Source organism: Mycobacterium sp. (assembly GCF_019247615.1).
GTDB lineage: Bacteria > Actinomycetota > Actinomycetes > Mycobacteriales > Mycobacteriaceae > Mycobacterium.
On sequence record NZ_JAFBAT010000199.1, the window covers coordinates 21,481 to 42,230 of the forward strand.

Sequence of the window (20,750 nt, forward strand, 5' to 3'; positions counted from 1 at the left end):
TCAGGCTCCTTCGGGTCGGGCGAACAGGTTGCGGTGCTCCGAAACCCATTGCGCGAACGTGCTTGCGGGCCGGCCGAGGATCTTCTCGACGTCGTGAGTGACGAGCGCGGGTTTGTCGAGGGTTTCGGCGAGCATGGACATGTAGGCGTCGGCGAAGTCGGCAGAGAATCCGAGGCCGATGAACCGTTGCCGCACCACGTCATTCGGCACTTCGAGGTATCGCAGCGGTCGACCGAGGACACCGCCGATGACCTCGACCAGCTCCGAGTTGGTGAACGCCTGCGGACCTGTCAGCGGGATGCGCTGGCCGACAAGGTCATCGGTGAGCAGCGCCCGCGCCGCGACCGCGGAGATGTCGCTTTCGACGATCGGCGCCGAGGACGCGGCGGCGTAGGGCCCGGCCACCACGTCGCCGGCGCGGATCTGCGCCGACCACATCCCGGCGAAGTTCGTCGCGAACACGCTGGGCCGCAGGCTCACCCACTCCAGGCCGGATTCGACGGCGAGCTGCTCGACCTCCTTATTGCGGTCCCCGCGAAAACGCGATGGCTGACGCGAGAAGTCGTCGTCGGCATTGATCGCCGACAGCGCAACCAGCCTGGTGACCCCGGCGTGCACGCACTGGTCCACCAGTTCGGCCAGCCGCTCACCCAGCGCGCGGGAATTGAGGAATACCGCCGAGGCACCCGTCAGCGCGTCGGCGGCCGAGTCGACCACCTCGACGCGCGAGGGAAACCCGGCGCCCTTCGGTGTGCGGGTGACCGCCCGTACCCACGCGCCCGCGGCGACAAGTTCGGCAACGAGCGGGTGTCCGACGTTGCCGGTCGCTCCGGTTACGACGATCGTCATGAGATGGTCCTTCCGTGAGTTTTACAGCCAAGGACGGCGCCGGCGGCGGGAAAGTTACACGGGCGACGCGTAACTTTTCGCAGTCCCGAATCGTCGAAGTTTCATGACCCAGTCGCACTCCCCGACCGACCAGCTCACCGAGGCGTGGCGCCATCACCGCCCCTATCTGGTCAACCTCGCCTATCAGATGCTCGGGGACGTCGGTGACGCCGAAGACGTTGCGCAAGAAGCATTCCTGCGGCTCTCCCGTGCCGATCTGGATGCGATCGACGATGTCCGCGCCTGGCTGACGGTGGTGGCGAGCCGGCTTTGCCTCGACCAGGTGCGGTCGGCCCGAGCCCGCCACGAACGGCCCGGAACCGGCGATCTCGAGGAGCGGGAGCCCGTATCGCGCCGCCCGGACCCGGCCGACCGGGTCACCCTCGACGATGAGGTCCGCAACGCGCTGTTCGAGGTCCTGCGCAGGCTCAGCCCCGGCGAACGAGTGGCGTTCGTACTGCACGACGTGTTCTCGGTTCCGTTCGAAACGATCGCCGAGACCGTGGGCCGTCCGGTCGGCACCTGCCGTCAGCTTGCGCGGCGCGCGCGCGCCAAATTCAATGCAGCGCAACCGAAGTTGAACGAAGTGGCCACGGCCGAACACCAGCTGGTCACCGAGAGATTCATCACCGCGTGCGCCAACGGCGACATCGCCGCGTTGACCGCCGTCCTCGATCCGGCGGTCTGGGGAGTGGGCACGATCCTCATCGACCCCGCGCCGCCGCCGCAGGTCAACCACGGTCCCGACGCCGTGGCCACCAACTTGCTGCGCTACCTGGGGCCGGAGGTGACGCTGGTCAGCGGTCCCGCCGGGCAGCCGGCGGTGCTGGCCTTCGCCGACCGGCGGCTGTTCGCGGTGATCGTGCTGAGCATCCGCGGCCCTCTCGTGACCAAGATCGAGGCAGTCGCCGACCCGTCGGCGCGGGCAGGGGTTCCGGGGCGGGATTAGCTCTTGTCGGGGCGGCGGTCCCGCGCACGATCCGACCGCGCCGCGAAATAACCGGCGACGGTTGCCGTCACCTCAAGGAATCTGCGCCGGGTGGCCGGGGCCATCTCGCGGCTCACATCGATCACCCCGCCGGGCCGCAGGTGGGCGTCGAAGGGGACCTCGACCACCGGCCGGCCGTGATCGACGAACTCGCGGGCGAGCAGCGCACGGGTCCGTTTGTCGGCATGGCCGTCGGAATCGTTGAGCACCACGATGGTGTGCTGCAAGAGATTCGTCATGCCGTGCTCCGACAGCCACTCCATGGTCCTGGCAGCAGCGGCGGCGCCGTCCGCCCACGGCGAGGACACCACGATCAGCGCATTCAGATCGCGCAGCACTTCCTGGGTGACCGGCGAGTCCATCGTCGAGCCGCAGTCGATGACCGAGATCGTGAAATGAGCGTCCAGCCGCAGCGCCGCTTCCCGATAGACGGCGGGATCGAGCACACGGCGGGGGCCGGACGCCGGTTCACCACCGAGAACGTGCAGGCCGGCGGAATTACGGCCGAGGCGCGCGACCACGTCGGTGAAGGAACCCGGATTCTTCTCCGATGTCAACTCCCAGAATGAGTCGGTCGATCGAGGATCGATCCGGCTGGCCAATCGCCCGAACGCGGTGTCGGCGTCGATTGCCACGACGTGGTCTTGCTGCCGTAATTCGGCGAAAAGCGATCCGACGCTGGCGGCCACGGACGTTTTTCCGACGCCGCCCTTACCGAGCACGCCGACCTTGTAGTTGCCGCGCAGCGGAGTCCGGATGGCCGCTTCGAACTGAGCCTCCCGGCGCTGGGCTGCCGACGGCCCCGGCCTGACGAGGCCGAACGTGGCCAGCCGCAGCAGGCGTCGCCAACCACGTTCGGGCATCTCCGCGTCGGCGGTCTGCAGCGGCGCGCCGACGGCGGTGGTCGGAGACTGCCGGCGATCCGGTCCCGTGGGCGTCGGGGCCGCGGGAGAAGCCGGCTGGCGGGGCGACAACGCGGGCTGCGCCGGCCCGGGACGAGGGGATGACGCCGGGGGCGGCGGACCCGGCCGGGGTTGCGCTGCCGCCGGCGAGGATTGCGGTGGACCCGGGCGGGGACGCGGGGGGGCCGGCGGGGGCGGCGCGGCCGGCCGCTGGGCAACCGGCAAAGCAGGCGGCGGCGCGGAGGGCGCAGACCTCACGGGCGGGCCGGGCGGGCGCGCGGCAGGCGGGGTGGGCCGGTCGCGCTGCAGCCGGTCGCGCAGGAATTCTTCGCGCTCGTTCATGGGCTCCTCGGTGCCAGGCAATCGCACCTTGCGCATGTGGCCGACCGCGCGAGCCCTGCTGATGAGCACCGCGGCCCGACCGTCGACGCTGGATGCGGACCACTACCAGTCCAGTATCGGCCATCCCGCCCGAGCAGCCGACCGCGTTCGGCCGGGCTGCCCGCCATCGGCGAGAAACAGCATGTCGGCGGTGTTGCGCACGCCACCCGCCACGAATTTACGGTGCCGCCAACTGGCGGCTAGACTTGACCAAGTTGGCATGTCAGGCGGGTTTTGTCATATCGTTTTACGACTTGTCGAGACCGATTCCAGGCCACCGTTCAGAGCTGCACGGACGTCACTAACCGGATTATTGCCCGCCTGGGGGACATCCTACCGACAAGGCCGAAAAGGGCTCAAAAGGTCCTCAGAAGGTCCGAGCCCGCAACCCTTCGGGGTTGCGGCCCCGGCGGAGCTGCTCGTAATGGCCCGGATAGGGCCGCTGGAACGTTCTGGTGAAGAGGCAGGTGCATATGACGCCCAAGCGCGTCGGGTTATACAACCCCGCGTTCGAGCACGATTCGTGCGGGGTAGCCATGGTCGTCGACATGCACGGCCGCCGCAGCCGGGACATCGTCGACAAGGCGATCACGGCGCTGCTCAACCTCGAACACCGCGGGGCTCAGGGCGCCGAGCCGCGCAGCGGCGACGGGGCGGGCATTCTCATTCAGGTTCCGGACGCCTTCCTGCGGGCAAGTGTGGATTTCGAGCTTCCTCCTCCGGGCAGCTATGCCACGGGCATCGCGTTCCTGCCCCAGTCGTCCAAGGACGCCGCGGCGGCGTGTGCCGCGATGGAGAAGATCGCCGAGGCCGAAGGCCTGCAGGTGCTGGGCTGGCGGAAGGTGCCCACCGACGACTCGTCGCTGGGTGCCCTGTCCCGCGACGCGATGCCGACCTTCCGGCAGGTGTTCATGGCGGGGGCATCCGGCATGGCGCTCGAGCGCCGCACCTACGTCGTCCGCAAGCGCGCCGAGCACGAACTCGGCACCAAGGGCCCGGGCCAAGACGGCCCCGGACGCGAAACCGTCTATTTCCCAAGCCTTTCGGGCCAGACGCTGGTCTACAAGGGCATGCTGACCACCCCACAGCTCAAGGCGTTTTACCTTGACCTGCAAGACGATCGGCTGACCAGCGCGCTCGGCATCGTGCACTCCCGTTTCTCGACGAACACCTTCCCGTCCTGGCCGCTGGCGCATCCCTTCCGGCGCATCGCCCACAACGGGGAGATCAACACCGTCACGGGCAACGAGAACTGGATGCGGGCCCGCGAGGCCTTGATCAAAACCGACATCTTCGGCTCGGCGGACGACGTCGAGAAGTTGTTCCCGATCTGCACCCCGGGCGCGTCCGACACCGCGCGTTTCGACGAGGCGCTCGAACTACTGCACCTGGGTGGTCGCAGCCTGGCCCACGCGGTGTTGATGATGATTCCCGAGGCGTGGGAGCGGCACGAGTCGATGGACCCCGCGCGGCGGGCGTTCTATCAGTACCACGCGTCGTTGATGGAGCCGTGGGATGGCCCGGCGTCGATGACGTTCACCGACGGCACCGTCGTCGGTGCCGTGCTCGACCGAAACGGCTTGCGCCCCTCCCGAATCTGGGTCACCGACGACGGCTTGGTGGTGATGGCCTCCGAGGCCGGCGTCCTCGACCTCGACCCGGCCAAGGTGGTCCGCCGGATGCGGCTGCAGCCCGGCCGGATGTTTCTGGTGGACACCGCCCAGGGCCGAATCGTCTCCGACGAGGAGATCAAGGCGGAGCTGGCCGCCGCGCTGCCCTACCAGGAGTGGCTCGACCAGGGTTTGGTGCCGCTCGACGAGTTGCCGGCCGGCAAATACGTCCGGATGCCGCACGACCGCCTTGTCAAGCGGCAGTTGGCTTTCGGCTACACCTATGAGGAGCTCAACCTGCTGGTGGCGCCGATGGTCCGCGCCGGTGCCGAGCCGATCGGCTCGATGGGCACCGACACTCCGGTCGCCGTGTTGTCGCAGCGTCCACGGATGCTTTACGACTACTTCCACCAGCTCTTCGCCCAGGTGACCAACCCGCCCCTGGACGCCATCCGTGAGGAGGTGGTGACCAGCCTGCAGGGGACCACCGGTGGAGAGTGCGACTTGCTCAACCCGGACGAGCACTCTTGCCGCCAGATCGTGCTGCAACAGCCGATTTTGCGGAACTACGAGTTGGCGAAGTTGGTCAACCTCAATCCCGACGACCAGGTCAACGGGCGTCCGCACGGCATGTGCTCCAAGGTGATTCGATGTCTGTACCCGGTTGCCGAGGGTGGCGCCGGGTTGGCCGCCGCGCTGACCGAGGTGCGCGCAGCGGCGTCGGCGGCGATCGCCGACGGCGCGCGCATCATCATTCTGTCCGACCGCGAGTCCAGCGAGGTGCTGGCGCCCATCCCCTCGCTGCTCGCCGTTTCGGCCGTGCACCACCACCTGGTGCGCGACCGGACCCGCACGCACGTCGGTCTGGTGGTCGAATCCGGGGACGCACGCGAGGTGCATCACATGGCGATGCTGATCGGGTTCGGCGCGGCGGCGGTCAACCCCTACCTTGTGTTCGAGTCGATCGAGGACATGCTCGATCGCGGAGTGATCGATGGTATCGATCGCCACACTGCGCTGAGCAACTACATCAAGGCGGCCGGCAAGGGCGTGCTGAAAGTGATGTCCAAGATGGGCATTTCGACGCTGGCCTCTTATACCGGCGCGCAACTTTTCCAGGCTGTCGGCATCTCCGAGGCCATCCTCGACGAGTACTTCACCGGGCTGAGCTGCCCGACCGGCGGCATCACGCTCGAAGATATCGCCGCCGATGTCGCCGCCCGCCACAACCTGGCATACGTCGATCGGCCCGACGAGCGTGCGCATCGCGAACTCGAGGTGGGTGGGGAATATCAGTGGCGCCGGGAGGGCGAGTACCACCTGTTCAACCCGGAGACCGTGTTCAAGCTGCAGCATGCCACCCGCACCGGGCAGTACAAGATCTTCAAGGAATACACCCGGCTCGTCGACGACCAGAGCGAGCGGATGGCATCGCTGCGCGGCCTGCTGAAGTTCCGCGCGGGTGTGCGGCCGCCGATTCCCCTGGACGAGGTCGAGCCCGCGAGCGAAATCGTCAAGCGCTTCTCGACGGGGGCCATGAGCTACGGCTCGATCTCGGCGGAGGCGCATGAAACGCTGGCCATCGCGATGAACCGCTTGGGCGGCCGATCCAATAGCGGCGAGGGCGGCGAGGACGTCAGCCGATTCGAACGCGACCCCGACGGGAACTGGCGCCGCAGCGCCGTCAAGCAGGTCGCCTCCGCGCGCTTCGGGGTCACCTCGCACTACCTGACCAACTGCTCAGACATCCAGATCAAGATGGCTCAGGGTGCGAAACCCGGTGAGGGAGGGCAACTTCCGGGGCACAAGGTGTACCCGTGGGTGGCCAAGGTCCGGCACTCCACGCCCGGGGTCGGGCTGATTTCGCCGCCGCCGCACCACGACATCTACTCCATCGAGGATCTGGCGCAGCTGATCCACGACCTCAAGAACGCCAACCCGTCCGCGCGGGTGCACGTCAAGCTGGTCTCCGAAAACGGGGTGGGCACGGTCGCGGCCGGGGTTTCCAAGGCGCACGCCGACGTCGTCCTGATCTCCGGACACGACGGCGGCACCGGAGCCACCCCGTTGACTTCGATGAAGCACGCCGGCGCCCCGTGGGAACTCGGACTGGCCGAGACTCAGCAGACGTTGTTGCTCAACGGGTTGCGCGACCGCATCGTGGTCCAGGTAGACGGCCAGCTCAAGACGGGTCGCGACGTGATGATCGCCGCCCTGCTCGGCGCCGAGGAGTTCGGCTTCGCCACGGCCCCCCTGGTGGTGTCCGGCTGCATCATGATGCGGGTCTGCCACCTCGACACCTGCCCGGTGGGCGTCGCCACCCAGAACCCGGTGCTGCGGGAGCGGTTCAACGGCAAGCCAGAGTTCGTCGAGAACTTCTTCATGTTCATCGCCGAAGAGGTCCGGGAGTACATGGCGCAGTTAGGCTTCCGCACCTTCAACGAGGCCGTCGGGCAGGCGGGTGCGCTCGACACCACGCTGGCGCGCGCGCACTGGAAGGCGCACAAGCTCGATCTGACGCCGGTGCTGCACGAGCCGGAGTCGGCGTTCATGAACCAGGACCTGTACTGCAGCTCCCGTCAGGACCACGGCCTGGACAAGGCGCTCGATCAGCAGCTTATCGTGATGAGTCGCGAGGCGTTGGATTCCGGCAAGCCGGTCCGGTTTTCCACCACGATCAGCAACGTCAACCGCACGGTCGGCACCATGCTCGGCCACGAGTTGACGAAAGCGTATGGCGGCCAAGGCTTGCCGGACGGAACCATCGACATCACGTTCGAGGGGTCGGCCGGCAACAGCTTCGGCGCCTTCGTGCCCAAGGGGATTACGCTGCGGATCTACGGCGACGCCAACGACTACGTCGGCAAGGGACTGTCCGGTGGCCGCATTGTCGTCCGGCCTTCCGACAACGCGCCGGAAGGCTACGTCGCCGAGGAGAACATCATCGGCGGCAACGTGATTCTGTTCGGCGCCACCAGCGGGGAAGTCTTCCTGCGCGGCGCGGTCGGCGAACGGTTCGCGGTCCGCAACTCCGGCGCGCATGCCGTCGTCGAGGGGGTCGGGGATCACGGTTGCGAGTACATGACCGGCGGTAAGGTGGTCATCCTGGGCCGCACCGGCCGCAACTTCGCCGCGGGAATGTCCGGGGGCATCGCCTACGTGTACGACCCGGACGGCGAGTTGCCGAAGAACCTCAACTTCGAGATGGTCGAGCTCGAAACCCTCGACGACGACGACGCCGACTGGCTGTGCGGCACGATTCAGGCCCACGTCGATGCCACGGATTCGGCGGTCGGCCAACGGATCCTGGCCGATTGGCCGCGCCAGCAACGGCATTTCGCCAAGGTGATGCCCCGGGACTACAAGCGGGTGCTGCAGGCGATCGCCGAGGCCGAGCGGGACGGCCTGGACGTCGACAAGGCGATCATGGCGGCCTCGCATGGCTGATCCGACTGGCTTCCTGAAGTTCACTCATCGGGAACTGCCGCGGCGCCGGCCTGTCCCGCTGCGGCTGCGTGACTGGAACGAGGTCTACGAGGACTTCGACGAGGGGACCCTGCGGGAGCAGGCAACCCGCTGCATGGATTGCGGTATACCGTTCTGCCACAACGGATGTCCGCTGGGAAACCTGATCCCGGAATGGAACGACCTGGTACGCCGGGGCCGCTGGCGCGATGCGATCGAGCGGCTGCATGCCACCAACAATTTTCCGGACTTCACCGGCCGGCTGTGTCCGGCGCCGTGCGAGCCGGCGTGTGTGCTGGGCATCAACCAGGATCCGGTGGCCATCAAGCAGATCGAGCTGGAGATCATCGACCGGGCCTTCGAGGAAGGCTTCGTGGTGCCGTTGCCGCCCGACACGCTGACCGGAAAGAAGGTCGCGGTGGTGGGTTCCGGCCCGGCGGGCCTGGCCGCCGCCCAGCAGTTGACCCGCGCCGGTCACAGTGTGACCGTCTTCGAGCGCGAGGACCGCATCGGTGGCCTGCTGCGCTATGGCATCCCGGAATTCAAGATGGAAAAGCGCCACCTGGAGCGGCGGCTCGAGCAGATGCGGGCCGAGGGCACCGAGTTCCGGGCGGGCGTCAACGTCGGGGTCGACATCACCGCCGAGCAGCTGCGCGGCGACTTCGACGCGGTGGTGTTGGCCGGCGGCGCCACCGCCTGGCGTGATCTGCCCATTCCGGGCCGGGAGTTGGACGGCATCCATCAGGCGATGGAGTTCCTGCCGTGGGCGAATCGGGTGCAGGAGGGCGACGACGTTCTGGGGCCCGACGGGGAGCCGCCGATCACCGCGAAAGGCAAGAAGGTCGTGATCATCGGCGGCGGCGACACCGGCGCCGACTGCTTGGGCACCGTGCACCGGCAGGGCGCCGTCGCGGTGCACCAGTTCGAGATCATGCCCCGACCGCCGGACGTGCGCGCACCATCCACCCCATGGCCCACCTACCCGCTGATGTACCGGGTCTCCGCGGCGCACGAAGAGGGTGGCGAGCGGGTGTTCGCCGTCAACACCGAGCAGTTCCTCGGCCGGGACGGGCACGTCACCGGGCTCAGGGCCCACGAGGTGACGATGCAGGACGGCAAGTTCGTCAAGGTCGAGGGTTCAGATTTCGAGCTCGAGGCCGATTTGGTGTTGCTGGCGATGGGATTCGTCGGCCCCGAGAAGGCCGGCCTGCTCACCGATCTCGGGGTGCAGTTCACCGACCGCGGCAACGTGGCGCGGGGCGCCGATTTCGACACGGCGGTTCCCGGCGTTTTCGTTGCCGGCGACATGGGTCGTGGTCAGTCGCTGATCGTTTGGGCGATAGCCGAGGGACGAGCCGCCGCGGCGGCCGCGGACCGGTATTTGATGGGCTCGACGGCGCTGCCGGCGCCCATCCAGCCGACCGCGGCACCGCTTCAGTAGTCACTTCAGTCACTCCAGAAACGTCTGTATTCAATTCGGCGTTTCTGCCCACGTTTGCCAGACGCTTGTTGTCTAATAGATCTCTGTGGGCCCCATCCCATAGCAGTCACGGGGGAGTCCGCCCGGAACGGAACGATCGCAGGAAGTGATCACTGTGCATGTCAACCCTTTACCTCGGACGCGGATGGGTCGAATCGCCTGGTCATGGTTTCGTCACCCGATGAAGAGTCGCGAGTTTCCCGCCAAGCACGAACGCCTGATTACGGCCGAAGAACTGATGCTGTTCGGGGTGTAGGCACCGAGTTCGAACACCGTCGGCGGATATTGAAGTTTGCTCGCTAGCTGCCGGAGCACGGAAAGTCCGTTACGTCGGCGATGTGGTCGCTAGCCCGAGAGCGGCCGCGGGGATGGCGTCAGGCCGCGAAGGCGCAGCGGCCGCAACGCTCGGACATCAGCCGTCCCACAGGCCCGAGTCCCGGATCGCTTCGGCCAGCGGCTCGAGTACGGCGACGTCGTGTGGCGGAGAGATGTAGACGATGCCGAGGTCGAGGCCCTCGGCGGCCAGCCCCGCCGCATCCTCGATGACCTGCCCGTAGTTGCGCTCCTCGTCCAGGCGGAGATGGGCCGACGTGACGATCTCTTTCGGGTCGCGCCCCAGGTCGGCGCAATGCGCGGCGAGTACGTCACGCTTGCGCGCGAACAGCTCGGGTGGCCCGCCGGCGAAGTTCCAGTGCTGGGCGTACCGAGCAGTGATGCGCAGCGTGCGCTTTTCCCCGCTGCCGCCGATGCAGATCGGCGGGTGCGGCCGCTGCGGCCCTTTGGGCTCGTTGCGGGCGCCCTTGAGGTGGTAGTACGTGCCCTCGAAGTCGGTGGTGTCCTCGCTGAGCAGTCCAATCAACACCTCACAGGCCTCTTCGAACCGGTCGAAGCGCTCCTTGATCGAGCCGAGCTCGATGCCGTAGGCGCCCGACTCCTCTTCGTTCCAACCCGCGCCGATGCCGAGCTCGAGGCGCCCGTCGGAGATGATGTCGAGTGCCGCGGCCATATTGGCCAGCACCGCAGGATGGCGGTAATGGATGCCGGTGACCAGGGTGCCCAGCCGCAGCCGCCCGGTGGCCTGCGCCAGCGCGGTGAGCGTCGTCCATCCCTCCAGGCAGGGCCCGTTGCTGTCCGAGAAGATCGGATAGAAGTGGTCGAAGGTCCACCCGGAGTCGTAGACGTCGATGTCGTCGGCGGCCTGCCAGACGGCGAGCATGTCCGCCCAGGTGGTGTTTTGTGGTGAGGTTTTGAACGCGAATCGCATGGAGTCGACGTTAGCCGCCCTTTATGACGCGCAACCAAACTAGGCACACTGGAACCATGGATCCGGTAACGGCGCTGCGGCAGATCGCCTACTACAAGGACCGCAGCCGCCACGACCCCAGGCGCGTGATGGCGTATCGCAACGCCGCCGACATCATCGAGGGTCTCGACGACGCCGCGCGGGAGCGACACGGTCAGGCCAACAGCTGGCAGACGCTGCCGGGCATCGGGCCCAAGACGGCGAAGGTCATCGACCAGGCCTGGTCCGGCCGCGAACCCGACCTATTGGTTGAATTACGTTCAGCCGCAGAGGATCTCGGCGGAGGCGACATTCGGTCCGCGCTGCGCGGGGACCTGCACCTGCACTCGAACTGGTCCGACGGGTCGGCGCCGATCGATGAGATGATGGCCACCGCATCGGCGCTCGGTCACGATTACTGCGCGCTGACCGACCACTCGCCGCGGCTGACGATCGCCAACGGGCTCTCGCCGGAGCGGTTGCGCAAGCAGCTCGACGTGATCGATGAGTTGCGCGACCAGTTCGCGCCGATGCGCATCCTCACCGGGATCGAGGTCGACATCCTCGACGACGGCGGCCTCGACCAGGAGCCGGAGCTGCTCGAGCGACTCGACGTCGTCGTCGCCAGCGTTCATTCCAAATTGTCGATGGATTCGACGGCGATGACTCGACGCATGGTGCGCGCCGTCTCCAATCCGCACGCCGACGTGCTGGGGCATTGCACCGGCCGGCTGGTCGCCGGCAACCGCGGCATCCGCCCCGAATCGCAGTTCGACGCCGAGGCGGTGTTTACTGCGTGCCGCGATCACGGCACGGCGGTGGAGATCAATTCCCGTCCGGAGCGCCGCGACCCGCCGACGCGGCTGCTCAAGCTGGCGCTCGAGATCGGCTGCGTGTTCAGCATCGACACCGACGCACACGCGCCCGGGCAGCTCGACTTCCTGGGTTATGGGGCCCAGCGTGCGGTGGACGCCGGCGTGCCCGTCGACCGGATTGTCAACACCTGGCCGCTCGACAAGCTGCTGGAGTGGACGGCGGCGAATTAGTCGGGTAGATGCGGCATTTCGAGGCCCGGGTCGCGGCCGACCAGCACCGCGGGCGTGAGTGCGGACTTGCCGTAACGACGGCGGACCCGGTCGATCGCCGCCTCCAGGTCATCGGTGGCCGGCCCGGACCCGGACTCGCCGAACGGCAGCGTCAGCTGCTGGGCGCCGCTGCGGTCGATGCCCGACACCGCGAAGCCGATCAGGGTCAATCCTCGTTCCGCGATCACGGGTGCCACCGAGCGCACCAGCTGCCGGGCGGCGGCCAGGATGGGCTGCGCCGACGACGTCGCCGATGACAACGTCCGCGACCGGGTGGCCCGGGTGAAATCGTCGAACCGCAGCCGCAATACCACCGTGCGCCCGGTGCGCCCGGCGGCGCGCATTCGCGCGGTGATTCGATCGATCAGGTTGACCACCACCGTGTCGACCTCGGCCGGCGACATCCGGTTGCCGTTGCGGCCCAGGGCTCGCTGGGCCCCCACCGAGCGCCGCCGCACGCCGGTGGTCACCCGCCGACGGTCGATGTTGCGCGACAGCGCATAGAGCTGTCGGCCCATCGCGGCTCCGACCAGCGCGGCCAGCGTCGATTCGCTCAGGTCGGCGACATCGGCGACAGTGCGGATGCCGTGCGCGTTCAGCTTCTCGGACGTCACGGCGCCGACACCCCAGAGCCGGCGCACCGCCAGCGGCCGCAGGAACGTCAGTTCGCGATCGGGCGGTACCAGCAGGAGGCCGTCGGGCTTGGCCTCCTGGCTGGCGACCTTGGCGAGGAACTTCGTCCGCGCGACGCCGACCGTGATCGGCAGGCCGACGCGATCACGCACGTCAGCGCGCAGCCGTTCGGCGATCCGGACCGGCGAGCCCGCGACGCGGCGCAGCCCGCCGACGTCGAGGAACGCCTCGTCCACCGATAGCGGCTCCACGATCGGCGTGCAGTCGCGGAAGACCTCGAAAACCGCGTCGCTGGCGCGGCTGTAGGCCGTCATCCGGGGCGGCACCACCACGGCCTGCGGGCACAGGCGTCGCGCCTGTGCGCCGCCCATCGCCGTGCGCACGCCGTACGCCTTCGCCTCATAGCTCGCCGCCAGCACGACCCCGGCGCCGACGATCACGGGGCGACCGCGCAACGTCGGATCGTCGCGCTGTTCGACGGACGCGTAGAACGAATCCAGGTCCGCGTGCAGGATCGACGCGTCACACCGCACGACCACATGTTCGCACGGACGGCGGACAGCTTGGCGTCAGCGGGCCTCGCCGTAGACGCTGTTGACCCAGATGTGTACCAGCGTGTCGAGGAGTTGCTCGCTGGGCACCGAGGGCCGCGCGCCGGCGAAGGAGGTGAGCATCACCTTCTCGTTGAGCAGGTTGAGCGCCGCCGACAGATGATCGGCCGGCAGGGTGACCGGCGCGGCCCCGCGTGCGCGTTCCGCCTCGATCACCGCGGTGATGTGACCCACCCACTTCTGCATGAACCGCGACCAGAGGTCACCGAGGTCCTTGTTGGTGCGCGCGGCGTCGGCGGCGAGGGACACCGCCCGGTGGGCCCCGAATGTCTCGACGAACACGTTGATCCCGGTGCGCCACAGCGCCCTGCGGTCGGCGGGGGGATTGGCGACCATATTCTCCAAAGCGGAGTCGGCCTCCACGATCACCCGCTCGAAGAGGGTGAGCAGCACCGCGTCTTTGGACGGGAAATAGAAGTAGAACGTCGGCCGGGACAGCCCGGCCCCCTTGGCCAGGTCGTCGACGGAGATCTCGGTGAGCGGCCGTTCGGCCAGCAGGCGTTCGGCGGTGGACAGGATGGCCAGCTCGCGGTCGTCACCCGACGGGCGCGGCGAGCGCCGAGCGCGGGAGACGCGGGTTGAGCCGGCGGTAGTCACGACGACGAGTTTACACCGTGTTGAGAATTTCAACAGTATGTTGACTGATTCAACGCCGTGTTGATAGCGTGGGCGCTATGACTGAGCACCGTGATGTGGTCATCGTGGGCGCCGGCATCTCCGGCGTGAGCGCGGCCTGGCATTTGCAGGACCGCTGCCCGACCAAGACCTACGCCATCCTGGAGCGCCGCGACGACCTGGGCGGCACGTGGGACCTGTTCAAATACCCGGGCATCCGGTCCGACTCGGACATGTTCACCCTGGGATTCCGGTTCAAGCCGTGGCGCTCGGCGAAGTCGATCGCCGACGGCCCGGACATCAAGGCCTACATCAGGGAGGCCGCGGTGGAGAACCGGATCGACCGTCACATCCGATACCGACACCGGGTGGTGGCGGCCGATTGGTCGGATGCCGACAACCGCTGGACCCTGACGGTCGAGCACGACGGGCAGCAGCAGGAGATGACGTGCTCGTTCCTGTTCGCCTGCACCGGCTACTACAACTACGACGAGGGGTACTCGCCCACGTTCCCGGGCGCCGAGGACTTCGGGGGCACGATCGTCCATCCGCAGCATTGGCCGGAGGATCTCGACTACGCCGGGAAGAAGATCGTCGTCATCGGATCCGGCGCCACCGCGATTACGTTGATTCCCGCCCTGGTCAACTCGGGCTCGGGCCACGTGACGATGCTGCAGCGGTCACCGACCTACATCGGCTCGTTGCCGGGCGTGGATCCCTTCGCCGAGCGGGCCAACCGGTTGCTGCCGGACCGCCTCGCACACATGGCGAACCGGTGGAAAGCCATCGCGTTCAGCACGTTCACCTATCAGCTCGCGCGCAAGGCGCCCAAGTACATGCGCAAGCAGCTGATGACGATGGCGCAGCGTCGCCTGCCGAAGGGCTACGACGTCGAGAAGCACTTCGGGCCGCGGTACAACGTCTGGGACCAGCGCCTGTGCCTCGCCCCGGACGGCGATTTCTTCCGAACCATCCGGCACGGCAAGGCCGACGTCGTCACCGACACCATCGACCGGTTCACGAAAACCGGCATCCGGCTCACCTCCGGGGAAGAATTGCAGGCCGACATCATCATCACCGCCACGGGGTTGAACATGCAGTTACTGGGCGGGCTCAAGCCGTCCCGCAACGGCGAGCACTTCGACCTGACATCGTTGATGACATACAAGGGCTGCATGTTCTCCGGGGTGCCGAACTTCGCCATCACCTTCGGCTACACGAACGCGTCCTGGACGCTGAAGGCTGACCTGGTCTCCGAATTCGTGTGCCGATTGCTGAATTACATGGACGCCAAGGGGTTCGACACCGTCGAGCCGCAGCGTCCGGGCCCCGACGTCGACGAGCTCCCGTTCATGGACTTCAGCCCCGGGTACTTCCAGCGTTCGATGCATCTGCTTCCCAGGTCGGGATCGCGCGCGCCGTGGCGGCTCAAGCAGAACTACTTCTTCGACATGCGGACCATCCGGCGCGGGAAGGTCGCCGACGAGGGCCTGCGGTTCTCGAAGAAGAAGCGCGCCGCCCTAGCGGCCTGAAAGCGGCCCCGAAGCCTAGACGACCACGATGCCGTCATCGTCGCTATAGGCGACCTCGCCGGGCGCGAAAGTGACTCCGCCCAAGGTGATTTCGACGTCGCGCTGTCCGTCCCCGGTTTTGCTGCTCTTGCGGGGATTGGTCCCCAGCGCCTTGATGCCGATATCGATGGTGCGCAGCGCGGCGGCGTCACGCACCGCACCGTTGACGACAAGCCCGGCCCAACCATTCGAGCGGGCCAGCTCGGCGATAACGTCCCCGACCAGCGCGGTGTGCAACGAGCCGGCGCCGTCGATCACCAACACCCCGCCGTCACCCGGCTCCGAGAGCACCGATTTCAGCAGCGCATTGTCCTGGTAGCAGCAAACGGTGCTGATCCGGCCGGCGAATTGTGAGCGGCCGCCGAACTGCCGGAATTGCAGGTCGCAGCTGCGCACCTGAGGCCCGATGTCGTCGACGAGGTCGGCGGTGGGCCGAAACGAGACGGGCACGGCTGGGCTATTCAGCGGCGCAGCTGACGAATCAGCAGGATCGCCAGGAGGGTGAGCGCCGCGGCGACGATGAGCGGCAGCGGCGATTGGCTCGAAACCGACGGCGCGAGCGTCGGCGCGACGGGGTTGTTCGCACCGTCCACGGTTGACTTCGCTTGTGCCGCGGCATCTTTGGCGGCGGCGGCTAGTTCACCGTTGGTTTCGATTCGCTGCTGCATGTCGAGGGGTTGCCGGGCGGGCTGCTCGGCTCGGATCGGAGGCGGGGCCTTGGCCGGAGCCTTCTTGGCGGGCGCTTTCTTCGCAGGCGCCTTTTTGGCGGGCGCCTTCTTCGCAGGGGCCTTCTTGGCGGGCGCCTTCGCGGCCTTCTTGACGGGCTCGGCGGGTGGTTTTTTCGCCGGCGGAGTCGGTGCGCCGTCGGGTTCGCCGTTGGGTTGGTCCTGCGGTTCTGCCATGCGGCCGCTCCTTCGCAGCTCTTTATCGCGTGTTTCCAGCGCACCGGGTTCGTCGCGTCCCATCATGCCAGCACGCTCGGCGCCGCCTCGGCGAGCAGGGCCTATCCGGGCCGGCCCCGCACCAGCAGCCAACCGCCCGCGGCTATCAGGGCCACCGCGGCGGCCACGAACGGCCACACCGGGATGCCGCCGCCCGCGCCGCGACCGGCGGGGGGACCCGGGATTCCGGTGCCCGCGACCGTCAGCCGAAACGACCAGGAGCCGGACACCGGGTGGCCGTCCGCGGACGTCACGCGGTAGTTCACCGTATAGCTGCCGGGTGGTCCGAGCGGGCGCAGTCCGACGGCCACGACCGCGCCCTGCACCGTCGGAGTCCCGGTAGACCACACGTTGGCATCCGGACCGACGACCGTCATGGCCGCGAATGTGGTTTGCAATCGCTCGTTGAAGGTTGCGCTCACCCGTGCGGGACCGCTCGTCAGAATCGCATCGTCGGCGGGCTCGGCCGACACCCGCCAGGCGTGCGCATGCGCCGGTTGCGCGTTCAGGATTACGATCACCAGCACGGTGGCCAGCAGCAGAGCCGCCCGTGCGGCAACCGAAAGCCGTTTCATGCCCTTCGGCGGAACAGCGCAATTCCCACGCCCAGCGCGGCCATGGCGAGCGCTGCCCCGCCCAATACCCGGGCGGCGTTGTCCGCCGATTTGGCCTGCGGCGCGGTGGTGCTGTGGCCGGCCGGCGCGGCGGCCAGCGTGAGCATGGGTGCCGGATGTTCGGGCTCGCCCCCACCGGGAAGCGGCGGCTGATCCCACTTCACGACCGCCCCGTCGGAGTAGGTCTGCGTCGCCGGGAAGGTGGCCGTTTCGGAATCCGGCAGTTGCACCGAAATGCGGAAAAGCGCAAACTGATCCGCTCCGATCCCGGCGTTGGGCGCGACCGCGTTCCAGGTCACGGAGCGGAAGGTGCCGCCGGCCGCGTCGCGATCGAGCTTGGCCGTCCAACCGGGCATGCTTTCGACGCTCGCAGCTGCGACATTAGGAAGATTGACGGTCAGCGCGGTGGTTGCTGCGCCTGTGCTCGATTCGTTGGGCACCTGGAAGGTGACGATGGCCGTCGCACCGCGCACGGAGTTGTCACTGGCGGCGTGCACGTGGGCGCCGGCCGGCGGGGCGGCTGCGGCCGCGCCGACACCGAGCGCCGCGGCCGCGGCTACCGGCAGCAGAACGCGCGCGATGCGCCTGTCACGGGATTGCATGTCCGATCGTGCCGTCAGGTCAGCCCGAGGCGGGCCATCAGGTCCGCCTCGATGCCGTCGAGCTGCGACGAGATCGCGGCGTGCGCCGCACGGCGGCGCGCCGCCGGCATGTTCTCCGCGACGGTGACGGCCGCCGACAGGTCTGAAAGCCGTTCGGTGATTGCCGACACGAACTGCTTGGTCTCGGCGTCCTTGGGTTTCTTGTCCTGCACCATCCGCAGTGATTTTTCCGCCGCGGCGATCCGGGCCGACAGTTGGGCGCCATGAGCGGAGAACTGGCCGATCTGCGCCAACGGTATCCCGAGCCGGTCCGCGCGACGCTGGTCGATAATCGCTCGGCCCGCCATGGCCGCCCGGTAGATCAGCGGCGTGAGGACGGGGGCCAGCAGCCTCGACACCGTCAGCACGCGGCGGATCCGCGACGGAGACAACAATTTTCCTTCCCGCGCCGCCTTGAGCTCGGCCTCGGCGACCTTCAACGCGGCCCGGTCACTCTCTCGCCGGGATTTGATCTGCGCCCGGAGTGCCTTTTCGGCCGCCCGTCGGTCGCCCTTGATCCGGCGGGCCTCGTTCTTGGCGGCCAGCCTGGCCTCGAGCCGTGCGCGGGCCTTGATCGCGCGGACTTCGGCGCGACGCGTCGCCCGACTCTTTCGCTTGCGGAACAGGCCCATTCCCGGCCGCCTCCCGGTAACTCGCTGGCTGTCGTGTCTATCGCTCTCGCGTGTGCGCGATCCGTGAGCCAACCCTAATCGGAACGGGGAGGCCGCGGCCGATCAGGTCGGTTGGGTGAGCGGGTGATGACCGCTCAGGCGCTGAGATGCTCCTTGCGGCGCAGCTCGTCGACGCGCTCGACGATGTCCTGGCGGGCCTCGGGAGACAACTCAGCGGCGGCCAGGGCGATGCGGCGCACGCCGTCGTCGCGCATCGTGGCCAGCCACGACAACTCCTTATCGAGCTTTTCGTAGTACTCGTCGTCGGTGAAGTACGCGGGCTTGATGCGGAAGAAGTTGGCCAGGGCGGCCATCGTCGCCGCCGACGGGTTGGTGCGGTTGCCCGATCGCAACTGGGACAGGTAGGGAGCCGACATCGTGATGCCCTCCGCCTTGAGCGCCGCAATCACCTCCGCGGAGGTGTGCGGTCCGCGCCCGGGAGGATAGACCGTGTCGAACAAGCGGTTCAGGCGGGCGGCGAATGTCGTGCTCATCGATCTGACCTCCACTGGGCTGTAGAAGCGAACATGGCTTAAAACTACCCAAACAATTGCCTAGGTGTATTTGCTGATCATGGTAGCGAGGCTTCGGGTTCCCAACCAGGGTGCAAACCCGGAGGGGTTCACCTTCGGTGTTGCTGCCGCTCGGCCAATCCGCACCTGACGAGCCTCTATCCGATTCGCTGGCGTGTCCACTCTGGCAGCGAAACTCACAGCTTACCCGCAGAATTCGCGCGATTGCACGAGGTGGCGGACCCACGTGCCGCAGCCGCTTCGCGCGAGTTCGCCGAGGATGCTGGGCAGATGCACCCCAACCGCCAGGCAACCTGGACGCGTCAATGACAACCTTTGCTGTCCGGTCGGTAAACCGGCCATGAAACCGGGTATGGGTGCAGCTAATCGCCCCCGGAGATACCTCTGGGGCGACAACGCGCACCCCGGCCCAGGCGAGGTGCGGCGGGCGGCTTAGGCGACGTCCCGTGACCTCCCGGAGGTTGACACGTGTCTGCGCCGAGACCGCAGCGCTTGCGCCGCCAGCAACGTCGCGGCGGCCAGTACCGCTCCCGCCGTGACGGCGACGGCCACCGCCGGCCGGCCCAGCGCGTTGTCAAACAGCATCCAGACGCCGAATGTCAGGAACAGCAGACTGGCCAGGACGTGCAGTAGCTTCTCGGGAAGTCGCTTGTGCAGCAGCATCCCCACACCGATCGCCAGAGCGTCGGCGCAGAGCATGCCCAGGGTGGCCCCGATCCACACGCCGGCCCAGTCATGGTGGCTGGCCAATGCCAGGGTCGCCAACGACGTCTTGTCGCTCACCTCCGCGAGGGCGAAAGACGAAACCACGGTCAGTAGCGCGAAGCGAGGTTCCCGACCACTCTTGACCGTCTCGTCGGCGGCACCTCCCGCGCGCCACGACCACACCGCGAAGCCGAAGAAGGCGATCGCCGATGCGAACGCCAGCGGGCGCGCCGGCAGCGCGGCGCCCAGGAAGTGCCCGATCATCACAGAGACCCCATGGACCGCGAACGCGGCTATTGCTACGCCGCTGAACACAACCCACCACCGATACCGCAGCGCGTAGGTCATGGTGAGCAGCTGGGACCTGTCGCCCAGTTCGGCGATAAAGACCACTCCGAGGCTTAGCAGCGTGGCGGCGAGCATGGGGCGACCTTTCGACACGTCGTCGATGACCGCGTGGCCATCGAACACCGGTCGAAGGTCTCGCCCACCGGCGCAATGAGCCGGTTCGCCGGCCGGGCTGTGCGCCAGTATGTCGACTCGACGATTCGGGGCTACTCCCCTTCGCTGACGAGTTCAGGCTAGCGGGCCAGTTCGGCATGCACCAGAATGCAGCCGAAGTTCGGGTGCCCGCATCCGGTGGCTCCAACGTCCGAACGGTTCGGTTTGAATTGCCTTATGCGGCAAGCAGCATGGCCAGGACCGCCGTGTCGGGATGGCTGATGGGATCGACACCCACCCGGCTCACCATGGAGGTGATCGTGCCGTCCGCCTCGGCTTCCACCCAGGCCGCGCGGTGCTCGAGTCCCAGATACGGCAATCCGGGCAGCAGTACGCACCCCGATGCCGCTCCCGTGCATTCGGGCAGCGAGGGCGTGGTCTCCGAGGGCGGGTGCAGCATCAGCAAGGCGGGCGGCTGATGATCGGCGAAATACCCTGGCGGGATGGCCGATTCGCCGAACACGGTGCCCTCGGCCAGGACCAGGCCTACGGTGCCCGGTTCCGGTTCGTCGGGTAACTCCTCGCGGGCACCGAAAACCGTTGTGGTGGAGAGCAATCCGGGCAGCGACGCGACCCTGACCGCGACCATCAGCAGTTGGGCCCACTCTTTCGTCGAATCGGGCCAACGGCCGG

The 20,750-nt window shown here is 67.6% G+C and carries 17 protein-coding genes and 1 pseudogene; 5 read left to right on the forward strand and 13 right to left on the reverse strand.

The window, feature by feature from the left end; genetic code table 11:
* On the reverse strand, window positions 1-849 hold the full coding sequence (locus JO059_RS13775; protein WP_293319554.1) for an NAD(P)H-binding protein: 849 nt from the start codon (window positions 847-849) through the stop codon (window positions 1-3).
* A 103-nt stretch (window positions 850-952) separates the two neighbouring features.
* Here JO059_RS13775 and sigI point away from each other — a divergent pair, with 103 nt between their 5' ends.
* Window positions 953-1,837 carry an RNA polymerase sigma factor SigI gene (gene sigI, locus JO059_RS13780; RefSeq protein ID WP_293319556.1) on the forward strand — a complete coding sequence of 295 codons (885 nt, stop codon included), beginning with the start codon at window positions 953-955 and terminating at the stop codon, window positions 1,835-1,837.
* Here the strand turns inward: sigI and JO059_RS13785 are convergent.
* Entirely contained in the window at window positions 1,834-3,120 is a 1,287-nt protein-coding gene (locus JO059_RS13785) for a MinD/ParA family protein (RefSeq protein WP_293319558.1), read from the reverse strand. The genes sigI and JO059_RS13785 overlap by 4 nt on opposite strands.
* Window positions 3,121-3,632: 512 nt before the next feature.
* Here JO059_RS13785 and gltB point away from each other — a divergent pair.
* Window positions 3,633-8,216, forward strand: coding sequence for a glutamate synthase large subunit (gltB, locus tag JO059_RS13790; RefSeq protein ID WP_293319560.1), 4,584 nt, complete (start codon window positions 3,633-3,635; stop codon window positions 8,214-8,216).
* Entirely contained in the window at window positions 8,209-9,675 is a 1,467-nt protein-coding gene (locus JO059_RS13795) for a glutamate synthase subunit beta (protein ID WP_293319562.1), read from the forward strand. Before gltB ends, JO059_RS13795 begins: the two co-directional genes overlap by 8 nt.
* 451 nt (window positions 9,676-10,126) lie before the next feature.
* Here the strand turns inward: JO059_RS13795 and JO059_RS13800 are convergent, their stop codons facing one another.
* Complete coding sequence (locus JO059_RS13800; RefSeq protein WP_293319564.1) at window positions 10,127-10,978, reverse strand: LLM class F420-dependent oxidoreductase; 852 nt, start codon at window positions 10,976-10,978, stop codon at window positions 10,127-10,129.
* Window positions 10,979-11,034: 56 nt separating this feature from the next.
* Here JO059_RS13800 and JO059_RS13805 point away from each other — a divergent pair, with 56 nt between their 5' ends.
* Window positions 11,035-12,042: a PHP domain-containing protein gene (locus tag JO059_RS13805; RefSeq protein ID WP_293319566.1), complete on the forward strand. Its 1,008-nt coding sequence runs from the start codon at window positions 11,035-11,037 to the stop codon at window positions 12,040-12,042.
* Here the strand turns inward: JO059_RS13805 and dinB are convergent.
* Together dinB and JO059_RS13815 are read right to left on the reverse strand one after the other, a co-directional pair.
* Window positions 12,039-13,253: a DNA polymerase IV gene (dinB, locus tag JO059_RS13810; protein ID WP_293319568.1), complete on the reverse strand. Its 1,215-nt coding sequence runs from the start codon at window positions 13,251-13,253 to the stop codon at window positions 12,039-12,041. The two genes, JO059_RS13805 and dinB, sit on opposite strands and share 4 nt — an antisense overlap.
* A gap of 30 nt (window positions 13,254-13,283) precedes the next feature.
* Complete coding sequence (locus tag JO059_RS13815; protein ID WP_293319570.1) at window positions 13,284-13,922, reverse strand: TetR/AcrR family transcriptional regulator; 639 nt, start codon at window positions 13,920-13,922, stop codon at window positions 13,284-13,286.
* Between the two features lie 77 nt (window positions 13,923-13,999).
* On the opposite strand from JO059_RS13815, the gene JO059_RS13820 reads away from it, so the two are divergent.
* Window positions 14,000-15,472: an NAD(P)/FAD-dependent oxidoreductase gene (locus tag JO059_RS13820; RefSeq protein WP_293319572.1), complete on the forward strand. Its 1,473-nt coding sequence runs from the start codon at window positions 14,000-14,002 to the stop codon at window positions 15,470-15,472.
* A gap of 15 nt (window positions 15,473-15,487) precedes the next feature.
* Here JO059_RS13820 and rraA read toward each other — a convergent pair whose 3' ends face one another.
* The 8 genes and pseudogenes from rraA to JO059_RS13860 form a co-directional block, all read right to left on the reverse strand.
* On the reverse strand, window positions 15,488-15,961 hold the full coding sequence (rraA, locus tag JO059_RS13825) for a ribonuclease E activity regulator RraA (RefSeq protein WP_293319574.1): 474 nt from the start codon (window positions 15,959-15,961) through the stop codon (window positions 15,488-15,490).
* 11 nt (window positions 15,962-15,972) lie between these two features.
* On the reverse strand, window positions 15,973-16,413 hold the full coding sequence (locus JO059_RS13830) for a nucleoid-structuring protein H-NS (RefSeq protein ID WP_293319576.1): 441 nt from the start codon (window positions 16,411-16,413) through the stop codon (window positions 15,973-15,975).
* 101 nt (window positions 16,414-16,514) lie between these two features.
* Entirely contained in the window at window positions 16,515-17,027 is a 513-nt protein-coding gene (locus JO059_RS13835; RefSeq protein WP_293319578.1) for a copper resistance CopC family protein, read from the reverse strand.
* Window positions 17,024-17,668 (reverse strand): YcnI family protein, encoded by a 645-nt coding sequence (locus tag JO059_RS13840; protein ID WP_293319580.1) that lies wholly within the window; start codon window positions 17,666-17,668, stop codon window positions 17,024-17,026. Before JO059_RS13840 ends, JO059_RS13835 begins: the two co-directional genes overlap by 4 nt.
* A 14-nt stretch (window positions 17,669-17,682) precedes the next feature.
* The gene (locus JO059_RS13845; RefSeq protein WP_293319582.1) at window positions 17,683-18,339 is read right to left on the reverse strand and encodes a DUF6474 family protein; all 657 of its coding nucleotides are present in this window, start codon (window positions 18,337-18,339) and stop codon (window positions 17,683-17,685) included.
* 134 nt (window positions 18,340-18,473) lie between these two features.
* On the reverse strand, window positions 18,474-18,872 hold the full coding sequence (locus JO059_RS13850; RefSeq protein ID WP_293319584.1) for a helix-turn-helix transcriptional regulator: 399 nt from the start codon (window positions 18,870-18,872) through the stop codon (window positions 18,474-18,476).
* Between the two features lie 510 nt (window positions 18,873-19,382).
* Window positions 19,383-20,039: pseudogene (locus tag JO059_RS13855) on the reverse strand (TMEM165/GDT1 family protein); the annotation flags it as partial.
* A gap of 253 nt (window positions 20,040-20,292) precedes the next feature.
* On the reverse strand, window positions 20,293-20,750 hold a 458-nt coding region (locus JO059_RS13860; RefSeq protein ID WP_293319586.1), incomplete at its 5' end, for a peptidase.

Bases quoted from the DNA above. Each gene is read 5' to 3' on its own strand.
- JO059_RS13795 (WP_293319562.1), top strand. From the start codon at position 8,209: ATGGCTGATCCGACTGGCTTCCTGAAGTTCACTCATCGGGAACTGCCG.
- sigI (WP_293319556.1), top strand. From the start codon at position 953: ATGACCCAGTCGCACTCCCCGACCGACCAGCTCACCGAGGCGTGGCGC.
- JO059_RS13835 (WP_293319578.1), bottom strand. From the start codon at position 17,027: ATGAAACGGCTTTCGGTTGCCGCACGGGCGGCTCTGCTGCTGGCCACC.
- JO059_RS13785 (WP_293319558.1), bottom strand. From the start codon at position 3,120: ATGAACGAGCGCGAAGAATTCCTGCGCGACCGGCTGCAGCGCGACCGG.
- JO059_RS13805 (WP_293319566.1), top strand. From the start codon at position 11,035: ATGGATCCGGTAACGGCGCTGCGGCAGATCGCCTACTACAAGGACCGC.
- JO059_RS13840 (WP_293319580.1), bottom strand. From the start codon at position 17,668: ATGCAATCCCGTGACAGGCGCATCGCGCGCGTTCTGCTGCCGGTAGCC.
- JO059_RS13800 (WP_293319564.1), bottom strand. From the start codon at position 10,978: ATGCGATTCGCGTTCAAAACCTCACCACAAAACACCACCTGGGCGGAC.
- JO059_RS13820 (WP_293319572.1), top strand. From the start codon at position 14,000: ATGACTGAGCACCGTGATGTGGTCATCGTGGGCGCCGGCATCTCCGGC.
- JO059_RS13845 (WP_293319582.1), bottom strand. From the start codon at position 18,339: ATGGGCCTGTTCCGCAAGCGAAAGAGTCGGGCGACGCGTCGCGCCGAA.
- JO059_RS13850 (WP_293319584.1), bottom strand. From the start codon at position 18,872: ATGAGCACGACATTCGCCGCCCGCCTGAACCGCTTGTTCGACACGGTC.
- gltB (WP_293319560.1), top strand. From the start codon at position 3,633: ATGACGCCCAAGCGCGTCGGGTTATACAACCCCGCGTTCGAGCACGAT.
- JO059_RS13830 (WP_293319576.1), bottom strand. From the start codon at position 16,413: ATGGCAGAACCGCAGGACCAACCCAACGGCGAACCCGACGGCGCACCG.
- JO059_RS13775 (WP_293319554.1), bottom strand. From the start codon at position 849: ATGACGATCGTCGTAACCGGAGCGACCGGCAACGTCGGACACCCGCTC.